General features: G+C 60.8%; 1 protein-coding gene and 1 pseudogene. Both read left to right on the top strand.

The window, feature by feature from the left end; all coding sequences use genetic code 11:
- Positions 1 to 871: DUF1513 domain-containing protein (locus ACR0E6_RS21160; RefSeq protein ID WP_480587002.1), on the top strand; the 871-nt coding region annotated here is incomplete at its 5' end.
- A 101-nt stretch (positions 872 to 972) separates the two neighbouring features.
- Positions 973 to 1,437 (top strand): annotated as a pseudogene (locus ACR0E6_RS21155) (biosynthetic arginine decarboxylase); the annotation flags it as partial.

Here is a 1,437-nt window from a genome sequence, read left to right as displayed (position 1 = left end):
GCTGGCCGTGGCCTTCGCCCGCCGCCCCGGCACGTTTGCTCTGGTCATAGACTGCGCAACCGGGCAAGAGCTTGCACGGCTACGGGCCCCTGAGGGACGACATTTCTATGGTCATGGTACTTTCACATCGGACGGCACCCGGTTCTTTGCTACCGAAAACGACTATGAGGCTGGCGAAGGCCGTATCAGCCTATGGGACGCCACCAGCTTTGAACGGTTGGGAGAGTTTTCGTCGGGCGGGGTTGGTCCACATGACATGCGCCTAATGCCGGATGGCCAAAGCCTTGTGATCGCCAATGGAGGAATCGAAACCCACCCTGAGACCGGGCGGACGAAACTGAACCTACCCGTCATGCAGCCAAACCTGACCTATCTGGACCTGTCCGGTCGACTGCTTGAACGGGTCGAGCTGCCAAACGCCCTGCACAAGAACTCCATCCGTCATCTCAGCGTGCGCAACGACGGGCTGGTGGGGTTCGCGATGCAATGGCAGGGCAGCCAGACCAAGCATACGCCCCTGCTGGGCCTACACCGTCGGGGCGCGCCGCCGCAACTTCTGTCCGCACCAGAAGACCTCCAAAATACCTTGCAAGGCTATGCTGGCAGCATCGCCTTTTCGGCCAGCGGGGCCGAGGTCGCCATAACCTGTCCACGGGGAAATGCGCTGCATCTGTTCGATGTAGCAGGTCGCAGCTTCACGAGAGCTTTCGAACTGGAGGATGTCTGCGGTCTGGGCGCAGGTCCGGACGGGCTGGTCTTTACCACCGGCACGGGCACGTTTGGCGCTGTAGACGGGCTCCGCGCGCGGGTTCTTGCCCGCCCCGATTGCCAATGGGACAACCACCTGATCCCGATCCGCGCGCACGCGTAACATTCGGCAATCCCTGTCACATAGTTTACACTTGGAAGAATCAAACTGCTGCCGTATTGGCGGGCGCGAAACCGGCACCTCTGAGTTAAGGACTGACTTGATTGAAACACACGCCCGACGCACCGCATACCATCTACGGGGTTGAGAAATGGGGCAAAGGCCTCATCGAGGTGACGGAGCAGGGCGAGATCGGTCTGCGCAATCCGATGTCTCCGGACACGGCGGCGATCAGTCTGCCCGGTATCCTCAGCGATCTGGATGACCGTGGGATCAAGGCGCCGATGCTGCTGCGCGTCAGTTCGTATCTAGAACACGAGATCGCGCATCTGAACGAGAGCTTTGCCGACGCCATCGCGCGGGTGGGCTACAAAGGCCCCTATCGTGGCGTGTTTCCGATCAAGGTGAACCAGCAGGCGCAGGTAGTCGATCGCATCGTCGCGTTCGGCAAGAAGTACAACTATGGGCTTGAGGCCGGATCGAAACCCGAACTGGTCGTGGCGCTGGCTCATCGTCTGGCCCCCGAGGCGCTGATCGTCTGCAACGGCGTCAAGGATGCCGAGTTCATC

It is taken from the genome of Ruegeria sp. AP12 (assembly GCF_056540025.1).
Note: the sequence above shows the minus strand (reverse complement) of the source record. Positions and strands in the feature narration are given on the sequence as shown.